The 17265-nt window shown below is 62.1% G+C and carries 21 protein-coding genes; 10 read left to right on the forward strand and 11 right to left on the reverse strand.

The window, feature by feature from the left end; all coding sequences use genetic code 11:
• Positions 1-31 precede the first annotated feature (31 nt).
• Together EOA32_RS08945 and EOA32_RS08950 are read left to right on the forward strand one after the other, a co-directional pair.
• Entirely contained in the window at positions 32-3934 is a 3903-nt protein-coding gene (locus EOA32_RS08945) for a tetratricopeptide repeat protein (protein ID WP_189407017.1), read from the forward strand.
• Positions 3935-4178: 244 nt separating this feature from the next.
• Positions 4179-4403 (forward strand): hypothetical protein, encoded by a 225-nt coding sequence (locus EOA32_RS08950; protein ID WP_128371524.1) that lies wholly within the window; start codon positions 4179-4181, stop codon positions 4401-4403.
• Here the strand turns inward: EOA32_RS08950 and EOA32_RS08955 are convergent.
• Complete coding sequence (locus EOA32_RS08955) at positions 4394-4867, reverse strand: hypothetical protein (RefSeq protein WP_128371525.1); 474 nt, start codon at positions 4865-4867, stop codon at positions 4394-4396. The genes EOA32_RS08950 and EOA32_RS08955 overlap by 10 nt on opposite strands.
• Before the next feature lie 133 nt (positions 4868-5000).
• Here EOA32_RS08955 and EOA32_RS08960 point away from each other — a divergent pair, with 133 nt between their 5' ends.
• The 3 genes from EOA32_RS08960 to EOA32_RS08970 all read left to right on the forward strand — a co-directional run bounded on the left by EOA32_RS08960 (position 5001) and on the right by EOA32_RS08970 (position 6965).
• Complete coding sequence (locus EOA32_RS08960) at positions 5001-6089, forward strand: GSU2403 family nucleotidyltransferase fold protein (protein ID WP_128371526.1); 1089 nt, start codon at positions 5001-5003, stop codon at positions 6087-6089.
• 82 nt (positions 6090-6171) lie between these two features.
• Positions 6172-6507, forward strand: a complete 336-nt coding sequence (locus tag EOA32_RS08965; protein ID WP_128371527.1) for a hypothetical protein — start codon at positions 6172-6174, stop codon at positions 6505-6507.
• A 245-nt stretch (positions 6508-6752) separates the two neighbouring features.
• Entirely contained in the window at positions 6753-6965 is a 213-nt protein-coding gene (locus EOA32_RS08970) for a hypothetical protein (RefSeq protein ID WP_067001092.1), read from the forward strand.
• Between the two features lie 93 nt (positions 6966-7058).
• Here the strand turns inward: EOA32_RS08970 and EOA32_RS08975 are convergent, their stop codons facing one another.
• From EOA32_RS08975 to EOA32_RS08985, 3 genes are all read right to left on the reverse strand, one after another.
• Positions 7059-7310 carry a DUF2934 domain-containing protein gene (locus EOA32_RS08975; RefSeq protein ID WP_095778871.1) on the reverse strand — a complete coding sequence of 84 codons (252 nt, stop codon included), beginning with the start codon at positions 7308-7310 and terminating at the stop codon, positions 7059-7061.
• A 108-nt stretch (positions 7311-7418) separates the two neighbouring features.
• The gene (locus EOA32_RS08980; protein WP_067001047.1) at positions 7419-7628 is read right to left on the reverse strand and encodes a hypothetical protein; all 210 of its coding nucleotides are present in this window, start codon (positions 7626-7628) and stop codon (positions 7419-7421) included.
• 74 nt (positions 7629-7702) lie between these two features.
• Positions 7703-8002: a DUF1236 domain-containing protein gene (locus EOA32_RS08985; RefSeq protein ID WP_067001089.1), complete on the reverse strand. Its 300-nt coding sequence runs from the start codon at positions 8000-8002 to the stop codon at positions 7703-7705.
• Positions 8003-8205: 203 nt separating this feature from the next.
• Here EOA32_RS08985 and EOA32_RS08990 point away from each other — a divergent pair, with 203 nt between their 5' ends.
• Positions 8206-8559, forward strand: coding sequence for a DUF982 domain-containing protein (locus EOA32_RS08990; protein ID WP_245499213.1), 354 nt, complete (start codon positions 8206-8208; stop codon positions 8557-8559).
• 157 nt (positions 8560-8716) lie between these two features.
• On the opposite strand, the gene EOA32_RS08995 is transcribed toward EOA32_RS08990, so the two are convergent.
• Both EOA32_RS08995 and EOA32_RS09000 read right to left on the reverse strand, forming a co-directional pair.
• Positions 8717-8935 carry a hypothetical protein gene (locus EOA32_RS08995; protein WP_067001044.1) on the reverse strand — a complete coding sequence of 73 codons (219 nt, stop codon included), beginning with the start codon at positions 8933-8935 and terminating at the stop codon, positions 8717-8719.
• A 260-nt stretch (positions 8936-9195) separates the two neighbouring features.
• On the reverse strand, positions 9196-9498 hold the full coding sequence (locus EOA32_RS09000; protein WP_128371528.1) for a DUF1236 domain-containing protein: 303 nt from the start codon (positions 9496-9498) through the stop codon (positions 9196-9198).
• 221 nt (positions 9499-9719) lie between these two features.
• Here EOA32_RS09000 and EOA32_RS09005 point away from each other — a divergent pair, with 221 nt between their 5' ends.
• The 3 genes from EOA32_RS09005 to EOA32_RS09015 all read left to right on the forward strand — a co-directional run bounded on the left by EOA32_RS09005 (position 9720) and on the right by EOA32_RS09015 (position 11916).
• Positions 9720-10607 carry a DUF1236 domain-containing protein gene (locus EOA32_RS09005; RefSeq protein ID WP_128371529.1) on the forward strand — a complete coding sequence of 296 codons (888 nt, stop codon included), beginning with the start codon at positions 9720-9722 and terminating at the stop codon, positions 10605-10607.
• A gap of 315 nt (positions 10608-10922) precedes the next feature.
• Positions 10923-11156, forward strand: a complete 234-nt coding sequence (locus EOA32_RS09010; RefSeq protein WP_095783409.1) for a polymerase — start codon at positions 10923-10925, stop codon at positions 11154-11156.
• Between the two features lie 412 nt (positions 11157-11568).
• Positions 11569-11916, forward strand: coding sequence for a hypothetical protein (locus EOA32_RS09015; RefSeq protein WP_245299725.1), 348 nt, complete (start codon positions 11569-11571; stop codon positions 11914-11916).
• A 280-nt stretch (positions 11917-12196) separates the two neighbouring features.
• Here the strand turns inward: EOA32_RS09015 and EOA32_RS09020 are convergent, their stop codons facing one another.
• The 5 genes from EOA32_RS09020 to EOA32_RS09040 all read right to left on the reverse strand — a co-directional run bounded on the left by EOA32_RS09020 (position 12197) and on the right by EOA32_RS09040 (position 16828).
• Complete coding sequence (locus EOA32_RS09020; protein WP_095824576.1) at positions 12197-12604, reverse strand: hypothetical protein; 408 nt, start codon at positions 12602-12604, stop codon at positions 12197-12199.
• A gap of 758 nt (positions 12605-13362) precedes the next feature.
• Entirely contained in the window at positions 13363-14190 is an 828-nt protein-coding gene (locus EOA32_RS09025; protein WP_128371530.1) for a hypothetical protein, read from the reverse strand.
• Between the two features lie 539 nt (positions 14191-14729).
• A complete protein-coding gene (locus EOA32_RS09030) occupies positions 14730-15140 on the reverse strand; it encodes a TadE/TadG family type IV pilus assembly protein (RefSeq protein ID WP_245430685.1) in 411 nt (136 codons plus the stop codon).
• Positions 15130-15570 carry a TadE/TadG family type IV pilus assembly protein gene (locus tag EOA32_RS09035; RefSeq protein WP_128371532.1) on the reverse strand — a complete coding sequence of 147 codons (441 nt, stop codon included), beginning with the start codon at positions 15568-15570 and terminating at the stop codon, positions 15130-15132. Before EOA32_RS09035 ends, EOA32_RS09030 begins: the two co-directional genes overlap by 11 nt.
• A 4-nt stretch (positions 15571-15574) precedes the next feature.
• Positions 15575-16828: a pilus assembly protein TadG-related protein gene (locus EOA32_RS09040; RefSeq protein ID WP_128371533.1), complete on the reverse strand. Its 1254-nt coding sequence runs from the start codon at positions 16826-16828 to the stop codon at positions 15575-15577.
• Between the two features lie 280 nt (positions 16829-17108).
• Between EOA32_RS09040 and EOA32_RS40540 the strand changes: the two genes are divergently transcribed.
• Positions 17109-17265 (forward strand): pilus assembly protein TadG-related protein (locus EOA32_RS40540; protein WP_281013509.1); only part of this gene is annotated, 157 nt, incomplete at its 3' end.

Below are 17265 nucleotides of genomic sequence, written 5' to 3' on the forward strand. Positions count from 1 at the left end.
CCGCGGCAACTCCGGGGGGAGGATCAAAACCGTGTCACGCCGCACCGGCGCGTTCGCCCGCGCATTCGTTGCATGGCTTTCATTTGGCCCGCTTTTGGCGCCGGCGGGAATAGTGGTGCTGCTTGGCGGGCTTCGCAGTCCGGCCCTCGCAGAGAGCAAGGATTACGCTACTTGCTTCAGCGACGGCGCCCTCTCCGCCGACCAGCAGATTAGCGCCTGCACGCCCATCGCCGAGGACAGCGCCGAGATTCCCGATCTTCGCGTTAACGCCTATTTCTGGCGTGGCCTGGCTTACACGCAGAAGAACGATATCGACCGCGTCATCGCCGACATGAGCGAGGTGCTCGCGCTTGATCCGACATACGTGCCCGCCTTCACCAATCGCGCCATTGCCTGGGAGAGCAAGGCAGATTTCGAGCGAGCCGTCGCGGACTACACTCGCGCAATCGCGCTCACGCCGGACGATGCCAACCTCTATGCCGACCGCGCCAGGGCACTCAACAAGAAAGGCGAGCACGACCGTGCGATTGTCGAATGCGACAAGGCGATCGACATCGATCCCGCCAACGAGATGGCCTATGGCGTGCGCGGCGTCGCCTGGGAGGACAAGGGCGACGCCACGCGGGCCCAAGCCGACTATGACAAAGCAGAGAGCGTCCGCGCGGACCCCATCACGCCTTACCATGACCGCGCACTTTCATGGATCGCCAAGGGCGAGCGCAGGCGCGCGGAAGCCGATTGCAAGCACATCGCCGGCGTCGATGCAGACAAAGGGCGTGATTGCTCACGCCGGATCGCCGAGGCTTTTGGCGAGCCGCGCGACGGAGGTGGCGAGAAAACCGCCACCGCCCAAAATGCGGTCGGCATAGAATGGCAGGAAAAGGGCGACCATACCCGCGCCATCGCCGCATTCGACGAGGCGATCCGGCTCAATCCAGCAAGTTCCGCATTTTACTTCAACCGCGCCAAGAGCTGGGGCTTAAAGAAGAATTATGCCCGCGCTATCGCCGATCTGGATGAAGCCGTACGCCGCGACCCGGCCAACGCCCCGGCTTACCGCGTGCGCGGCATGACTATGGCTCGAGTCGGCAATTCGAAAGAGGCGCTTGCCGATCTCGACAAAGCGATTTCCATCAGTTCCGACGATCCAAAATCGTATTTCGAGAGGGCGCTTGTCTGGGAGGCGAGCGATCCTGACAAGGCAATAGCGGACCTGGACAAGGCAATCGCGCTCGACCCGGCCAACGCGGACTACCGAAAGGAACGGCTGAGCGTCCAGATTGGCAAGCGCAGGGCCGAGGGGCAACCCGTGCTGCAGTCACCGGGCGCTACGACCAGTCAGGCTCATGTCCCAATCCCAGCTGAGCCGCAGGCGGCCAAGCCTATCGCGCCTCCCACGTATGAGCCGCCGCAACTCTATGCCAAGCGCGACAATTCTGCCGCCATCGACTGGAATATGAAATCGGGGTTGCAGCAGATGCAGGTCGACCCCAAGGGCGCGATAGATACATTCAGCTTTGTCATCGGCCTCGATCCCTACAACGCCGATGCCTACTACCACCGATCCATCGCGGAGGCCTTGCTTGGCAATTTCGATCTCGCCGTCGGCGACTGCCGGCGAGCCGTCGAGCTCGACCCGAAGCGGGCAGGCACGTGCAGGGAACACCTGCCCGGCGAGCAAGGCAAGCCGACCGCCGCGAAGCCAGGCAGGGATCCGGCGACCGCCAGGATCCTGCTCGAGCGCGCCCAGATGCGGCTGTCGAAATATGGCGTGGACGGCGCATTGCTCGATTTCGACAAGGCCATCAGCCTCGATCCCGAAAACGCCGACGCCTATTTCGGTCGCAGCCGCGCCCGGATGCTCAAGGGCGATCAGGCCGGCGCGGCAGTCGATTGCCGGCGTGCCATCGAACTCGACCTGAAGCGGACTGGAAGCTGTGACGAGCAGGCTGCCGTTGGCGAAAACAGGCCGGCGCCGCCAGTGGGCATGGAACAGTTGCAGCCCTCTGTTGCGGCCGCCGTTGAAACCTTGGCCAAGCAACTCGGCCAAGGCAAAGCGAGCCCAACGCGAATACTGTCCGCTTCAAAGATGCTGGAGGCGGCCGAGGCGACCGACCCACGTGTCCTGAGCGCGGTGCAGAGCGGCGACACCTTTTCGGACGCGGGCAAATATGACCATGCCATCGCAGAATATGAGAAGGCGATCGCGCTCGACCCCAGTAGCCCATTCGCCTATTTCGGCCGCGGCAAGGCCTTGGCCGCCAAGCGCGCCTACGACCTGGCGATCGCCGACTACGATCGGGTGATCCAGCTCGTTCCGGATCTGGTCTCGGCCCATATTCGCCGGGGGATGGCCAAAACCATGTCGGGCGATGTCGAGGGCGCGCTTGCCGATTGCGGCCATGCCGCCACGCTCGACCCGAAGGCGCGCGACGCGTTCTTTTGCAAGGGCATGGCCTGGCACGCCAAGGGCGACGGCGGGCGGGCGATCGCCGCCTATTCATTAGCGATCGCGATCGATCCGAAAGACGCCGCCAGCTATTATGGGCGCGGCATGGCACGGGCCGACAGGAAGGACTATGACGGCGCCATCGCCGATTTCGACCGGGCAATCGACCTCGACCCGCACAATCCGGATTACCTGGTCAGCCGCAAGGCGGCCGACGCGGCAAGAGGAAAAGGCGATGTCGCGGCCGAAGCCGGCGGGCCTGATCCGAAGAAGCTCAAGGCTTTCATCGATCTCGGCGATGCCCTCTACAAGAGGCACAAATATGATCGCGCCATTGCCGAATACAGCAAAGCCATCAGGCTCGATCCGAAAATGGCGTCCGCATATCTGGGGCGCGGCATGTCGCTGGTAGCGAAGGGCAAGTATGACGCGGCCATCGGCGATTACGGCAAGGTGATCGAACTCTATCCTGCCTACGTCGAAGCTTACCTCGGCCGCGCCGTCGCCTGGAGCAAGAAGAACGAACTGGATCGAGCGATCGCCGATTTCAGCCGCGCGGCCAAGATCGACCCCAGTTCTGCGCCAATCTATTTCGGGCGTGGCAGCGCCTGGCTCGCCAACGGCGATTACGACCAGGCGATTGCCGACTACGACCAGGCGCTCAAGCTGGATCCAAGGCTGGCCCTAGCCGAGGAGGGCCGCAAGCTCGCCGTGGCGGCCAAACGCAAGTCAGCCGGAAGCGATCCTGTCGGCTCTGACCAGAGCAACTTGAAGACCATCGTCGACCACGGCTACGTCTGGTACAAGAAACGCAAGTATGCACGCGCCACCACCGCGTTCGAACAGGCCATCGCACTCGATCCGAAAAACCCCGCCGGCTATCGCGGACGGGCGATGGTCCGCACCGACACCCATGACTATGATGGCGCCATTGCCGATTTCAGCAAGGTCATCGAACTCGCGCCGAAGAGCAGCGATGCCTATTTTGGGCGTGCCGCTTTGTGGGGGAAAAAAAACGAGCTTGACCGGGCGTTAGCCGACTATGACCGAGGCCTCGAGATCGATCAGAGTTGGAGCATGGCCTACTACGGACGGGCAACCAAAAGGCTGGAGAAGGCCGATTACGAGGGTGCGATGACAGACTTCGACAAGGCGATCGAACTGGATCCCAAAGTCGCGCGCTTCTACATCGATCGCGGCTTTGCCTATGCGGCAAAAAAGGACATCGACAGCGCAACGCGAGACTTCAACAAGGCGATCAGCCTGGACCGGAAGAAGAGCGCTGGCGCCCATTTCGGTCTAGGTGCAATCAAGGAAAGCCAAGGCGACCACGATGGCGCCATCGCCGAGTACAGCCGCTCTATCGAGATCGACCCGACATATGCCGACGCCTACGATTTGAGGGCACATTCCTGGAGAGCTAAGGGCGATTTGAAGCGCGCCGAGGCCGACCGCAAGAAGGCGCTGAGCCTCGGACTGAACTAGACAGGCATTTTAGAGGGGCGGATGTCGCGTGGAAAATGGTTGCAGGTGGAGGCGGTCGTCCCCTTTGAGCTTCGTTGAGGCAAAAGTGCTACCAGCGATGTTCGGCGGCGGCAGATATCACCATGAGTCGGTGGCGAAGCCGCCCCAGCCTGTGACCACCGCCTACATCGATGCCTAGATCCGGAAGCAGGATCTCCAGATCGTTGAGGCTATCGCACGCGAATTTCCGGACGACTACGATGCGATGCTTCGCAAGATCACTGCCGCCGCCCAGACCGGAAGCCAAACAGAAGTGCGCAATACCAGCAGACAGGCGGTCGCCGATCTGCGGCACAGATATGCACCGCTCCTGCCTTCAGCTCCGGACAGCGCGGTCTCGCAAGCGCTTTCGGCGCAACTCGACATGCTCAATCATGTCATTGCGCGCGAAACGCCGGCCACCTGCAACAATTACCTGCGCTACGGGTAGGTCTCGAAGTATGGCCTTTCCTTCAACGCCTTGCCGTTGCCGTCGAGCAGTATTCCCGAGGCAAACAAATACCCGCCCATCGCTTCCATCTTCGCCATGTCCATGGTGCCGATGGCGCCGTTAGCACCCTTCAAAAAATGCCGGTCGTTCAGCGCCGGGTTGGTGAGCGTGTCGTTCGCCGCGATCAGCGGGTCGCCTGCGTGCTTCGCGCGGTCGACGGCGAAGGCGTAGCCGGCCCGCGTTCCTCGAAAAAAGCGGCGGCGGCTTGTCGGTTGGCGCCAAGGAACGCGTTTCCGGAAATGATCAAGGTGGTGTGCTCGTCCGGCAGCCGTAATCGGCGTAACGGAAGCTGCGCTGCTCCAAGCTTCCAAGCCCGGCCTCAACGCCTTCCAGGTCGAGTCTTCGGGCGTGACGTCGACCGCACCGGGCAAACCGTTTCCCCAATCCGCCGAAGAGTGGCCCATCTCTCCTAGGAGATGCCGGTCGTTATAAGATTTTTACCAGTTTCTTATAACGCTCTTGAAGTCTCGCCGAATAAGGCCCAGTTATAAGAAAACTGCAGGTTTCTTATAACGCTGCGCACGCCCGGGGGCGGCCATGAAGACCATCGATCTTGCCTATCGTACCCTCTATGCCGAGCTGGTGCAGCGCAGCCTGGATGCCTCCTTCGAGACCGATTTCTCGACGGCGGGCAATTTCGTGCGCGTGCCGGTGAAAGGCCGCGACTACTGGTATTTCGAAGAGACGCGGCCGCAAAAGTCCAGGCGCTATGTCGGCCCGGCGGAAGATCCCGAGATCGCCAAACGGGTCGCGGCCTTCAAGGAGATCAAGGACGATCTCAGAGCTCGCCGCAAGCTGGTCTCCACGCTGGTTCGCGACGCCGGCCTGGCGGCGCCCGATGCTTTCAGTGGCGACGTCGTCGAGGCGCTGGAAAAGGCCGGGCTCTTCCGCCTGCGCGCGGTGCTCGTCGGCACCGTCGCCTTCCAGACCTATGCAGGGCATCTCGGCGTCAAACTGCCAGGAGCCGCGCTGCAGACCGGCGATGCCGACTTTGCCCAGTTCCATTCCGTCTCGGCCGAAGTCGACGACAGCATGCCGCCGCTCATCGAGGTGCTGAAGGCGGTCGACCCGACATTCCGGGAAATCCCGCACCGAACCGATGCGGGGCGCACGACGCAGTTCGAGAATGCTTCGCGCTACCGCATAGAATTCCTCACTCCGAACCGAGGCAGCGACGAGCATGCTGACCATGCCAGCCCGATGCCGTCGCTGGGCGGCGCCTCGGCCCAGCCCTTGCGCTTCCTCGATTTCCTGATCCGAGACCCGGTGCGGGCAGTGCTGCTCCACCGCTCCGGCGTGCCGGTGCTGGTCCCCTCGCCCGAACGCTTTGCGGTCCACAAGCTGATCGTCGCGGCGCGACGCGCGGGAAGCGCTGCCGCCAAGCGGGAGAAGGACCTGCATCAAGCAAGCCTGCTGGTCGAGGCGCTCGAGACCACGCGTCGGCAAGACGACCTCGCCCATGCCTTCGCGGAAGCGTGGAACCGGGGCGAAGCATGGCGTGAGGCGCTGCGCAAAGGCTTGCAACTGCTTCAGCCTGACAGGCGCGAGATGGTGGACCTGGTCCTCGGCAGGGCGCTCGACGAAGCGCGCATCGAGCTCGACGGTTTCATGAGACGGTCCAAGTGAGTTATCGTTCAAATTGTACGAAACGTTCTTGACCACTTTTCGTACCTAATGTACGATATTGCCCTTCGTTGAGGGGATGTTCTTGAACACCGCGAACCATGCCGCTTTCGCCCCATTGCTCTCGCCTTTGCCGCTCGCCGAGCGCGAACGCCTGGCCGGCGCGTGGCGCATGGCCAGCCAGGACATCGCCGACGACATCCGCTTCATCCGGCAATATCTGAAGGTGATCGCCGAGAAGGACGACCGGCTTTCGACCGGCACGCTGGTGCACGGTCGCGGCTATATCGAGGCCTGCGCGGCCTGGCTGCCCGAAACGATCGCGCGATATTCGAGGAACCTCAGGCTGATCAGCGAATGCGAGTGCGCGATGACTGCGGCGGGCGTGCGCTTTGCAAAATCGAGCGATGCCTGGGAGTGAGATGTCTTCCTTCTTCGCGGAGGAAGACCACCAAACGCGACGAAACAGAGGGGCGCGAAGGAGCGCGGCGACGGAATGGTTTCCGCCCGCGCCGGGTGCAGAGAATTCCCTTTTGCAACTTTCGGATGCACCTCGACAAATGTATCGTTTCACACAATTGCCAATTGGTGGACGCGGGCGAGCGGCCGGTAGTTAATTCCTTTCGGGCGAAGGAAGGCATAGTCGCGTACCAGGGAGGAACTCGTTTGATAGACCAGCAAATCGACATCGGCGCACCAGCCGACGATCAGCCTTACGAAGTCACCTCATTCGCCAGGAAGCATGGGCTGACGATCCCGATCGCGGACGCGGTGCTTTTTGCCAAGGGTCCGTCGCCGTCGCGGGCGGCCTGCGATACCGCCGCGCTGGCTTTCCTCTGCGCCGTTGCGCAATACGCCAGGAAGCAAGGGAGGCGATAGCCGTTCAGCCTCCACCTCCGCGCCCTAAATCTTCGGGCGCGGGCTTGCTACATTTCGATTGTGCGGATGGCAGCGGCGGAACGGCCGCTGGGGTTAGGCCTTGGCTTTCGGCTTGGCAGGAGCCTTGGCCTTGGCGGGGGCTTTGGCGGGCGTTTCGGCCTTGGCCGACTTCGGCTTGGCGGCGGCCGTCTTTTTGGGCGCGGCCTTGGACTTCGGCTTTACTTCGGCGTCGATCTCGGCGGCCGCCTGGTCCCAGTGCTCCATATGCGCGCCTTCCGGCCGGCCCGCCTGCTCCCAGATCTCGTGCGCCCGCCGGCGAATGCGTTCCTGCCTGTCGTCCGTCACTGTCGCCTCCTTTGAGTGGGGCCGCTCCCCGACGGAAACATTAGCTGAATTTTCTGGTGGCGTCTTGCGCATCGACGCGTAGGTGCCTGAACTTCGGCAGCGATTTCTTCAGTGCACGTCGGAGACGATAGCGACTCCCAGATACGCCGCCTTCTTTGTAATCAATGCGGCTAAATCGGCGTCAGAGCGTTCGGTTCCGGTGCGCCTGCGCAACAGGCCAATCGCTTCCTTCATCGATAAGAGGCCAGTGCGGCGTTCGGCCAGAAGCTGGTCGACCGCCTTTGCACAGTCGACTGATTCGACATGGGGATGATGCATGGCTGCGACTCCTTCCTAGGAGCCGGCATCCCCCCGCCGGTTTGGCGGGAGGATCGGGGCTCGTAAGCGTAAGATCACTCGATGACGTGGATGACCCTGCGTGTACCAGGATCGATCAGGACAGTGCGATCGTTGACCACGGCATATCTGTACTGAACGTCCGGCACCTCCCGCAGCTCGACCGTGTCAGGCACCGTCGAGCCGACGCCCAGTTCCAGCCCCAGTATGTTGACCGAGGCGATCGGGTGCTTGTGGACATATTCCTTGACTACAGTCTGCTGCTCCGGCGTGACGATGATCTGGTCCGCAGCGGCAAAGCCTACGCCGGCGATCAGAGCAAGGCCGGCAACAGCAGGAATAAGGGTGCGTTTCATCATAAGTCTCCTGTTGTGTTGGCGAGCTCCGCCCGCCTCCGCCGTCGCGGAAACCCTGGCAGGTCGAACATAGGAGCTCCCGGGGCAAACGCGTGCATTGGGGTCTTGTTCCGTCTGCGGCGCCTAATTGATTGTTGCCGGCGGAACCGCCGGGGCGGCTTCGCATTGTTTGAATTGAATAATTCGACAAGCAAAGGCCCGCCATGACTGCAGTTCACATCACAAGCGACATGCCGCTCCGCGCGCCGGTGGCGATCGCAGTCGGGGCCGGCTTCAAGCGCGAGATCGCTTCCCTGGCGGCGATGCAGAATTTCCTCAAAGAATGGCCGCCGGCGATGCGCGGCGATTGTTATACCGCGGCCGTGCAGACCTGCGAGGCAGCGCGGACAGGCGAGAGGAAACTCGGGGAAGCGCGGCGGGCCTTCGTGGCATTCGCTCAGAAGGCCGGCATTCTGTGGACCGGCGTCGACCCGGTCACCGCGCTACGCGAAGCCAAGATCAGACGCGTCAAGGCCAGGAGCATAAGCCAGCAGCGCCGGCAATGGCCGCTGGCGTGACAGGCTGCTGAAGTCCGGTTCTATAGGATCGGGCTTATGGAACCAAGCATCATCGAAAAAGCCCTCGCGGCCGAAGGCTTTTGTCGCGCCAAGCGGCGTAGCGCCGCTCACTGCCGCCCAGTGCTGGACGGCAGCCAGTCGACATCGATGACGGCTGTCAGTTCAGCGAAGCTTCGCACGACTCGGTGAGGAAAGATGCGGCGATCAGATCGTCCGCATCGATGCGTAGGGAGCCATCGCCGCCCCCCATTATGGCCGCGACCTTCTGGAAGGTCTTTATTTCATGTGCGGTGATGTGGGCGTCTTCCATCCTGGCCCGCAACTCGGCGACGCGCATCCCGAGCGAGCGGGATGTTCCGATTTCTCGTTTCGACATGTTAACTAGTCCTCCTCGCCCCTGCCCATGCCTGTTCGCCGCCGCCCGATTCTGCTTTCTGCCACCGGTTTGTGTTGCCTATGAGACAGGTTTGTTTCTGCCACTGGTTTGTGTTGCCCATGAGACAGATTTGACCCAAAGCGCCCAACTTGGGTGTGGGTCAAAGGTTCCGTTAGGATATCGTAAATTAATAATTTTCCGTTAACCGCCCGCCGCCGTGACCGGCGGCGGGCCATCCGTTCGGCCGATTACGCTATCGGTTAATTGAGCACCTTGATGATCTTGCGCGTGCCGGGGTCGACGATCACAGTCCGGTTATCGACCACGACATAGCGATATTTGACGTTCGGCACCTCGTGCAGTTCGACCGTCTCGGGAAGCGTGCTGCCGATGTTCAGCTCGATGCCGGGAACCTTCACCGAAGCCAGCGGCTGCTTTTGCACATATTCCTTGATGACGGTTTCCTGCTCGGGCGCGATCACGACGGTGTCCTGCGCAGCGACGGCGCCAGCGCCGGCGAAAAGCAGGAGGGCCGCGGCGGCGGTGGTGATGTGCATTTTCATGGTCGTCTCCTTTGTGTGGTCAATCGCCTCCTCTGCTGCGCCTGCGATTTCCACAGCCGATCGGCACCGTCCTAACGCCGAGGGCCACGGCTTGTTCCTGCAAAATTCCGCGCATCCGCCGGCGTAGGAACGCCGCCGCCGCTTGGCAAAACAATCTCGGAACAATGCCTTCCAAGTCGTGTTTAACCAACGAAGGGACCGACTTTCCGAGGAGAAATCAGATGAAACATCTTCTGATCACGAGCATGATCGCGCTCGGCGTTGGTTGCGGCGCCGCGATGGCGCAGACCGAGTCCGTGCAGCCGAGCGGCGGCGATAATTGTGCCGCCGGCCAGGCCGACTGCCCGAAGGGCGGCAAGGCTGGCGAGCAGGCCCAGGGCAAGATGAAGTCTCAGACCGAGCAGAATGCCCAGGGCACCACCAAGATGACGACTGAGCAGAATGCCCAGGGCGAGGCTGGCGCCAGCACCGAACAGAACGCCGAGGACAATACGCAGCTGAAGAAGAAGCAGCAGGCGCAGGGCAAGACCGACACCAAGACTGAGCAGAATGCTCAGGGCAGCACCAAGGTGCAGACTGAGCAGAATGCTCAGGACAACACTACGCTGAAGAAGAAACAGCAGGCCCAGGGCAAGACCGGCACGAGCACCGAGCAGAAGGCTGACAGCAACACCAAGGTGCAGACCGAGCAGAATGCTCAGGGCAAGACCGGCACCACCACCGACCAGAACGCCCAGGGCACCACCAAGATGCAGACCGAGCAGAACGCTCAGGGCAAGACCGGCACGACCACTGAGCAGAACGCTCAGGGCAACGTCCAGGCCGACCAGGACAAGACGGCCTCGATCACCAATGTGACGGTCGAGCAGCGGACGCAGATCACGCAGATCATCCGCGAGACCAACGTCCAGCCGGTTCGCGATGTCAGCTTCGACATCTCGGTCGGCGTCGAGGTTCCGCGGCAAAAGATCCGGCTGCATCGCCTGCCGCCCCGCATCGTCAAGATCGTCCCGGCTTACGAAACCTATGAGTATTTCGTGCTGGCCGACGGGCGCATCGTGATCGTGGATCCGGACACCTACAGGATCGTCGTGATCCTGGAGGCCTGATCCAGACAGCATTTCCGACAGGAGGCCTGCCGTGCCGCAAGGCATGGCGGGCTTTTCTTATGTCGCTTCAGCCGCGGGCGCAAACGCCCCCTCCCCGCGGCCGGGGGCAGCCCCATCAAAGCTTTATCGCCCGCCCTCGCCGCAACACAGCCGTCGGACTGAGGTCTGGTTTGGTAGGGCATTGGTCCCCCTCTCGAAACGTACAGGCAGTTATCTTGTTGGAGTCACGACTGGCGAGCATAGGTCCCTTCATCGTCGGTTGTTCGCACCCGCCGCTACCTGCGATGCGGCGGGTGCTCCTTTTGGGGGTGCTGCATGCAACTCGGAGAGATCATTGCGAACCTGTTCGCCGCCGTTCTTCTGATCTGCGTTGTGGCGCTCGTGTTCTTCACAGGCGGCAGACCACTCTGGCCGGATCGCCAGGCCAAGATGGTCATCCTCTTGCCGCCGGATGCCATGACAACGGGATCGGTCAGGGCACTGGCGCACGTTCGCCTGCCCGACGCCTTCGATACAAGACTGGTCCAGCCAAGGCCCCAATCCCGATAACCTGTTCGGCCAGCCCAGAGCCGGCCGCGACGTGATCCGCCCGAATGGAGGTCAGAGCTAACTCTCCGCTTCTTTCGCGGAAGGGCGGAGCCGTCTCCCGCCGATGAAGGGCCGTGCTCGGCGGGCGGACACTGCGGCAACCGGCGGCCGGGTTCAGCTCAGCAGCATTTCAGCGGCGGCGAAGGGTGATGCACGGGCCGAAAGCAGGCGCAACACGCCAGCACGCCCGGTAGCCCGCTGCGGTTCATTAGCTGCTCCTGATCATCGTGCCGCGAGGGAACGGAATCGGCCTCGGCTTGGTTCCTGAGGCATAGGTCCTTCGGCGGGCCGGAGTTAAGACCTATGGCAAGGGGTCTGCGTGAAGTCTTGCGATCCTGGCGGAAAAGGTGCAAGGGTCAACATGGGTAGAGCAATGGGCGAGATCGTCGAAGACCCTAACTGGTCGCGGCGCTCGGTTGGGCAAATGTATTTTCCGCAGTTTCTTGTGGGAATGACGGCAACGCTTCTGGTGGTTCTCGGCTGGACCTTCATGTCCACCGGGTCCGTCTGGCAGTCGCTTGGCTGGACGTTCTTGGCGGGCGTGGTGCTGCAGGCAGGCTACTTCGTGGCTGTGCTGTGGCTCGTGCAAGCCGAAGGCCGGGCCACGGACGAGAGCAAGGCGAGCGACGCCGGCGCCCCCGCCAAGCTGCCCGGCCCGTTCGAGCGCGACGGCATCGTCCATGCGCTGATCTCGCGGCTGTTCCCGAGGCTGCTGCCGTAAGGCGGCTCAGCGTCCGGCCAAAGCCCCCAGCGCCGTCATCTTTTGGGTAGCGACGCGAAGCGGAGCGAAGACCCGAGAACCCACGCTGTGACCTCGTCGAGGAACGCAGCGCGGCAGAATCCTGCACCGTCGGAACGCTCTGAGCTTACGGCCTGCAGTCTGCGCCGCGTCGCTTCGCTCCCTGCTCCGCCACAGGATGACGTGCCAATCTTGGCCGCGTGCGATCGAGCAATTGAGCGCGTCGCACTGGGCCGGTTCAGGCGACGCGCTGTTGGGAGGGTTACTGCGCCGGAGCGACCGTGGCCGAGCGCACCGTCTCCGCGGACGAGAAGACGATGAAGGCAAAGGTCAGCACCGCGGCGGCGACGATCAGCGAGCCGATCGCCACGACCGGCTCGATCTCCGGATGGCCTGCGGCCAACATCCAGTAGAGCGCCGGCAGCATGATCACGAGGCCAACCGTGTAGAGACCGTAATGGATCATGGCGATGCGGCGCTCTGCCTTGGCCGGATTGAGCGCGTAGTAACCGCCGAAGATCGCGCTGGTCACCCAGCCGAGAAGGTTGATGTGGGCGTGCGCCGGGAAGGCGCCGTGGTCGCCCGAAATCGCCATCTGCAGCCCGGCGGCTATGCCCAGGATGAGAAAGACGATGGCCGTCTTGAAGAAAAGCTCCGAAACCCGTGGCATTTTGTTGTCCTCCCAATGCCCTGTGAAATCCCTCACCCGCTAAGCTACACACCGCAACGCATATTAGCCACAAGGCAGCGAAGTTTTGGTGTGCATTGCGCACAGCGTGAGGCGAGGCAAAAAGGCCCGCAAGAGTTGGCGCCGGCGGGGCAGCGGTCCCCGGGCCTGCAGTTGTTTTCCCCAATGCAGGGCGGCTCGCAAAAGAAATTGCCCGTTCCCCATTCCAACGCCGGCTATTATATCGTAGTACGACATTCACAGCGAGATCTCGGGGGTGGCAACCGGGGGCCGGGAGCTGACCACGCAGCTCCCGGTCAAACTCGTTTTCGGCGCGCCGATTTTCGACTACCCGGTCTGCGTCACCGCCGTCGGTTCTGCCACCGTTTCAAACACGTGGCACAACGCCGACCAAAACCGACGAAAGGCTTCCAGCGGTGCGGACGCCGAGGGATTTTTAGCTATTCCTTAACTAATGTTATTCGGTCGGTAGACCCCGCATGTTAACCTTCGGGCGCGGGTAGAAGCCGTCTGACCACCTCGGCTTTTGCTATTTGGGCTCGCCTCAACGGCGAGCCTTTTTTTGAATTCCGTCTGTGCCTCGGCTTGGCGTTTCTGCTCGCCGCAACCAGGATCCCCCCCGGCCTTCCCCTGGTCTGTAGCCATCGTTCCAATGCATTGCCGTCAAGCCAAACAAAATGCCGCCGGGTCGCCCCGGCGGCATGCATGCATTCCACTGCGGCAGCTTCGCCGCGTGTGCCTTATGGCGTAGACGTCGCCGCGGCCGCCTGGTCGATCTTGTCGGCCAGCACGTCCTTGGCCCAGTCCGTCACCTCCTGATCGACCGGCTTGTTGGCCATGTCCTGCAGGGCGGCGTCAAGCGTGGCGTCATCGGGGGCAGGGTTAGCGGTCACAGCGGCCTGGGCATCCGCCACCGCCTGGGTGTCAGCGGCGATCGCAGCGTTCTGGGCGTCGATCTGCGCCTGAACGTCGGCAACTTGCGCATCGAAAGCCGCCTTTTCCTCGGCCGTCATGTTGGTCGTGTCGGTTGCATTGAGGTCGGCGAGCTGTTGGGTGAGCGTGCCGAGCTGGGCCTGGTCGGCAGCCAGCTTGGCGTTTGCCGCGTCAAGCTTGGCCTGCGCGTTCTGGGCTACGGCGGCCTGGGTCACATAAGCCTGAATGCCCGCGAACTTCTTGCTCTTGGAATTCATGTAGGCATTGATGTTGCGCTGGAGCGAGTTCAGCCGGCCGAGCTTGGCATGGATGTTCTTTTCCTTCGGGGTGGCGGCCGTAGTGGTATCGTCCGTCGTGTCGTCATCGGTTGCATCGTCGACCTGCGACTTGGCGGCCTTTGCCGATGCCGACTTGCCGTGCGAGGCGCCGCTTTTGCTGCTTTGGCCCTTGCCGCCGTTGCCGCCGCCGTTGCCATTACCGCCGCCATTGCCGTTACCGCCGCCATTGCCGTTGCCGCCGCCATGGCTGCCGCCATTGCCGTTGCCACCGCCATTGCCGCCGGCTCCGGCGAGTGCGGGAGCAGCCGCGAGCGCCAGAATGGCAAGCGAAGCCAAAAGTGTTTTCCGGATTGTCATCATGTTTCTCCGCAGGTGAATCGCCACCAATGCCCAACCGCTAGATCGCGTCATATGAGATTTCCCTAACGGCTTGGAGTAACTTTTAGACAAATTCGGTCGCGGCAAGAGAGTATCCGCAGAAGAAGCTTCGTCCGTCAGGCTGAATACCTGTTAAGCTGTTGAAATTATAGCATAAATAAATTGGCTAAGGTCAGGTCCGCCCTCTGGAACAATGAAGGCCCACCCCCCGTCGGACCATGGGCCCAACGTTATGCGGCCAGCGTCCGTCGAGGAGTACAAGACGCCTGTTTATAAAGGCGATTTTCGGACGTGCGCGGCATCGTTTCGGGCAACCCGCGGGAGCGGTGATGCCACACCAGCGCTTGGGGCGCGCTACCGAGGTGTTCTTATCCTGCTTTGCGGCCAATCCCAGATATATACTTATATATTCTTCCTCGGCATGCCTGAAGCGTGTCGCAATCTTTCGGCCCACACAGCTTGTTAAGCTTAGCCCTGGCTTTGACCCGAAACGAAGTCCCACTTTGGGGAGACGTGCTTCAGCTGTTGATCAGCGGCACGGTGACAGTGGTCGAGTAATTGATCGGAAAATCGCTGAAATAGGGAAAGTTGATGACGAAGGCATAGCTGGCGCTGACATGCGCCATCTTGAAGCCGCCGCTCGGCGGGTCGGTGGTGATCGTCACTGTCACGTTCTGCAAGCCGAGCGCCTGTAGTTTCTGCGTCGCGATCGTCTGGATCTGAGCCTGGGTCATCGTCCTGTCGAGCTGCAGCGAGCGCGCCGAGGCCTCGAGCGCATAGCGCACGCTGGACTCGTTGTTCATCGACCAGCCGAAGGCGAAGATGCCGAACAGAAGCATGATCAGGAAAGGCACGATCAGCGCGAACTCGATCGCGGCGCCGCCAGAGGCGTCGCTGGCAAACAGCCTGGTTTTTTGCTTAGCGGACACGGACCACCTGCTGATGGCTGAGCGCGCTATTGCCCGGGAAGACGCCGAAGGTGAACGGCGGAACCCAGGTGCCCGACGCCTGGATCTGGACATAGATGGAAGGTACTTTCGATCCCGCACAGGTGGTCGACGACGTGACCACGGTCGTTCCGCATTTGTAGGTGCGTGTCACCGTGATCGCCGCATCGGAGGGTTTCTTCTCCCAACTCGCAAGAGCGGCGGCCTGAACGGCGGTGTCGTCTCCCCCGCCGGCCAGCAGCAGATTCGCCGCCGTCTTCACACCCGCCCGCATCGCCATCGAGTTGGTGACATAGGACCAGCCATCGGCGATTCCGAACAGCGCGACGCACAGCACCGGCAACACCAGCGCGAATTCCACCGCGGCCGCGCCGGAGCGATTCTTGCGGAAGCGGATCGCTGCCGGCGCCACGCGGCTACTCGACAATCGCAACAGACGGGGCGGCGGGGATGTCTTGCAGCCCAAGGCTCGAGCAGTTCTGGTTGATTGTGGAATTGCCCGACCACTGGATGGTGTCGGCCACAACCTGGGTGCAGCCGTTCGCGCCCGAGAAATTGCCGAGATAATTGACCTGCTGCTTGGGGAAATAGATCGCCCCGGTCAGCGAAGAAGTCGCCGTGCCGTTGAAGGTGCTCTGTGCGGCGTTGCCCGTCCTGTCGCCATAAAACAGCACGCCGGAATAGGTCCCCGAGGTCGGCGCGCTGAGCGTCACCGTGGCGTTGCCGTTCATGCTTATGGTGTTGCTGCCCGTCATATAGATGGTTACGCCGTTGGTGCAGGGTGCAGCGCAGGTGATGACCGCGCCGGCGTTGATCTTCAAATTGCCCTGGACAACGTAAGTGCCGGAAGAAAGCGCGACATTGCCGTTGAGGTTCATACCATTGCAGTAGGTACCGGGCTGGATTGTTTGCGTTGACTTGCCGCTGTTGACATTCTGGCAAGAGCCGCTGGTCGAGGGCGCCGGCAGGCTGGAGAATGGATCGGACGCGGGCAAGGCCTGGGTTAACGGCGACTTGCAGGTCGTGGTCACCGGGTTGTTCAGCGAAACGCCGCCGACCGAGATCAGGCAGTCGGCCTGAAGCCCTGCCGACCCCTGCACCTTGATGGCATCGGCGGCGCTCGAATTCGACATGACCGAGCAACCGGTCAGCTTGACGCTGGTGCTGCCGGAGAAAAGCGCCGCCTGCGAGGCCGACTGATTGAGCGCCAGCACGCAGGCCTTGGAAGCATCGGTGATGAGCGCCACCGCCCTCGCCTGCTCCGGCACCTTGGTCTGCGTGAAGATCGAGGTGAACATCCGATCGAGGTTCTGGTTGAGGATGACCTCGACTGCCTTCTTGGCCGTGTTCGGCCCCGAGGTGGGCGGCGTGTGGACGGTGATGGTGCCATTGCCGAGGCCGTTGTCGGTCGCCGACTGGGTCGCGGCCGCCGTGATCGTCGCATTGTCCGATCCCTGGATCTTTTCCAGCGCGCCGGCATAGGCGGCGGCGTCCGCCGTCGCCTGCAGCTTCAGGCTCGAATAGTACCAGTAGGACGTCTCGACGCCGAGCCCTGCCCCGCCGACGACGATCGGCAGGGTGAGCGCGAAGATCGTCGCAACATTGCCGCTCTCGCCGCGCCGCAGGCGGCGGGAGACGAACTGTCTGAAAATCCGACCGAATGTGTTCATGGCCGAGCGCGCCCAAGCTATCCCAGCCACCACGTTCAACACCCCGCGATAAACGAATGGCTAATTTTTTTCCTCGACTTGCGATTTTCAGACCCTTGTATGCATATCTACCGCCCTGCGCGGCCGCGACTCAGACTTAGGTCCCACTTCATATAAGACCTAAGGTGAAGCTGCGGATAAATCAGCGATTTTAGCTTTTGCTGCATTTTATCTTTTTCGGAAATCCGTCGTAGAGACGGCTGGAGTAGTTTCTCTGCCGTTTCCGGCGAGGGGTGCTGCCATGATCAGACGGTTCTGGGCTTCGACGCGCGGCAATTTCGCGCTGGCGACCGCAATCGCCATGGTGCCGCTGATGCTTGTCGTGGCCGGCGCCGTCGATGTGGCCGGCACGAGCGACGACGCGGCGCAACTGCAGAACTCGCTGGACGCAGCCGGAC

The organism is Mesorhizobium sp. M1A.F.Ca.ET.072.01.1.1, assembly GCF_004023325.1.
Taxonomy (GTDB): domain Bacteria; phylum Pseudomonadota; class Alphaproteobacteria; order Rhizobiales; family Rhizobiaceae; genus Mesorhizobium.

Excerpts from the sequence above, each read along its gene's own strand:
- EOA32_RS08990 (WP_245499213.1), top strand. The coding sequence starts at position 8,206 with ATGACTGCAGTTCACATCACAAGCGACATGCCGCTCCGCGCGCCGGTG.
- EOA32_RS09040 (WP_128371533.1), bottom strand. The coding sequence starts at position 16,828 with ATGAACACATTCGGTCGGATTTTCAGACAGTTCGTCTCCCGCCGCCTG.
- EOA32_RS08950 (WP_128371524.1), top strand. The coding sequence starts at position 4,179 with ATGCTTCGCAAGATCACTGCCGCCGCCCAGACCGGAAGCCAAACAGAA.
- EOA32_RS09015 (WP_245299725.1), top strand. The coding sequence starts at position 11,569 with ATGGGCGAGATCGTCGAAGACCCTAACTGGTCGCGGCGCTCGGTTGGG.
- EOA32_RS09005 (WP_128371529.1), top strand. The coding sequence starts at position 9,720 with ATGAAACATCTTCTGATCACGAGCATGATCGCGCTCGGCGTTGGTTGC.
- EOA32_RS08995 (WP_067001044.1), bottom strand. The coding sequence starts at position 8,935 with ATGTCGAAACGAGAAATCGGAACATCCCGCTCGCTCGGGATGCGCGTC.
- EOA32_RS09020 (WP_095824576.1), bottom strand. The coding sequence starts at position 12,604 with ATGCCACGGGTTTCGGAGCTTTTCTTCAAGACGGCCATCGTCTTTCTC.
- EOA32_RS08985 (WP_067001089.1), bottom strand. The coding sequence starts at position 8,002 with ATGAAACGCACCCTTATTCCTGCTGTTGCCGGCCTTGCTCTGATCGCC.
- EOA32_RS08980 (WP_067001047.1), bottom strand. The coding sequence starts at position 7,628 with ATGCATCATCCCCATGTCGAATCAGTCGACTGTGCAAAGGCGGTCGAC.
- EOA32_RS09000 (WP_128371528.1), bottom strand. The coding sequence starts at position 9,498 with ATGAAAATGCACATCACCACCGCCGCCGCGGCCCTCCTGCTTTTCGCC.
- EOA32_RS08955 (WP_128371525.1), bottom strand. The coding sequence starts at position 4,867 with ATGGGCCACTCTTCGGCGGATTGGGGAAACGGTTTGCCCGGTGCGGTC.
- EOA32_RS09010 (WP_095783409.1), top strand. The coding sequence starts at position 10,923 with ATGCAACTCGGAGAGATCATTGCGAACCTGTTCGCCGCCGTTCTTCTG.
- EOA32_RS08960 (WP_128371526.1), top strand. The coding sequence starts at position 5,001 with ATGAAGACCATCGATCTTGCCTATCGTACCCTCTATGCCGAGCTGGTG.
- EOA32_RS09025 (WP_128371530.1), bottom strand. The coding sequence starts at position 14,190 with ATGACAATCCGGAAAACACTTTTGGCTTCGCTTGCCATTCTGGCGCTC.